This window comes from Paragemmobacter kunshanensis (assembly GCF_011059185.1).
In the GTDB taxonomy this organism is placed as follows: domain Bacteria; phylum Pseudomonadota; class Alphaproteobacteria; order Rhodobacterales; family Rhodobacteraceae; genus Paragemmobacter; species Paragemmobacter kunshanensis.
Genome location: NZ_JAALFE010000084.1, coordinates 1 through 1,497, shown reverse-complemented (window position 1 = coordinate 1,497; position 1,497 = coordinate 1). Strand labels below are relative to the sequence as shown.

At 67.1% G+C, this 1,497-nt stretch carries 2 protein-coding genes; both read right to left on the bottom strand.

What is annotated here, in order from left to right:
* A partial coding sequence (locus G5V65_RS23060; RefSeq protein WP_241250705.1) for an ATP-dependent Clp protease proteolytic subunit occupies window positions 1-290 on the bottom strand: 290 nt, incomplete at its 3' end.
* 4 nt (window positions 291-294) lie between these two features.
* Window positions 295-1,497 (bottom strand): phage portal protein (locus G5V65_RS23055; protein WP_165054716.1); only part of this gene is annotated, 1,203 nt, incomplete at its 5' end.

Below are 1,497 nucleotides of genomic sequence, written 5' to 3'. Positions count from 1 at the left end.
ATGACGATCTCGTCACCCGCCATGGCCACATAGGAGGCCGCCGAGGCGGCCACGCCGTCGATCCAGACGGTGATCGTTCCGTCATGCCGCTGGAGGGCATTGTAGATCGCCACCGCGTCGAAGACCGAGCCACCCGGACTGTTGAGGCGCAGATCGACGGGCACCCCGTCCGGCAGTGCGCCGAGTTCCGCGAGGAACCCCTTGGCGCTGACGCCATAGGCACCGATCTCGTCGTAGATCAGCACTTCCGCGCCCGTGCCCCGGGCGCGGATCGTGTACCAGCTCTTCATCCTGTCACTCCTGTTCGGATTGCGCGCTCGCGTCGGATCCATCGGTTTCCGGGTCGGGCAGCCTTGTGGGCGTTGCCCGCGCGCCTTGCGTCTCGCCGGGGCTCGTCCGGTATCGGAGGCCCAGATCGGCCGACCGCTTGGCGTCAGCCGCGTTCTCGCGGTCGACCTCCTCGACGTCGTAGCCGGTGGCCTCGACCACCTTGCGCCGCGAGGTGATGCCCGCCTCCATGGCGAGGACCTGTGCCTGGATATCCTTCAGCGGATCGACCCAGTCCCAGCGCGGTGGGATCCATTGTGCTGCGCGGAATCGGCCGGGTTCGGCACCGAACCCGGGCAGATCGAGCGCGCCCGACAGCGCCGCGGTTTCCATCCAGCGCGCCCAGATCGGACGGCAGAACTGGTGCACGATCACGCCATGCTGCAATTGGCCGATGCGGCGACGAAACTCGACCAGTTCGGCCCGAAGGCTCGAGTAGTTCGCCTGCCGCACATCGCCGGTGACGAGGTGATAGGGCAGACCAAGCGAGGCTGAGACCGCCAGCAACGTGCGATACTGGAACGCCTCGTAGCCCCCGCCCACATCGGCCGGGCTCGAGAACTTCACGTCCTCTCCCGGCAGCAGAACCTGCATCGTGCCGGGCTCGAGGCTGGCAATCGCGGCACCTTCGGTATCGGCCGCGCCTTCACCCATCATCGGCTCTTCAGGCGCGGTCTTGGTGATGAAGCCCGCGAACATCGCCGCGGTCTTCTTCCGGTCGAGTTCCGCATCATCGTACTGGTCGAGCAGGAACAGCCGCACCATGGCGGGTGCTACATGCGGCAGGCCTCGGATCTGGCCCGCATCGATGGGCCGGTAGATGTGCAGCACGTCCCCGGCCGGCACGCGGACCGTGTCGGGCACCGCCACCCGCTGGTCCGTACTGTCACCCGGATGGCGGCGGCGGAAGTGATAGGCCACGCGCCGCCCGATCCCGTCGAACTCGATCCCGCAGCGGATGCGGTTGCCGTTGGGTGCGGTTTCCGTCTTCTCGAAGGGCAGCATTTCGGACTGCAGGAGTTGCAATTGCAGCGGCACCATCAGCCCGTCTTCGTCGCGTCGGGGACGCAGCCGGACAAAACACTCGCCTGCCACGAACATTTCGCGCGCGACCATGGCCTGCAGCCCGTAGAAGTCGGTCAGCCCGTCCGCGTCGGCCTCGTCCGTCCA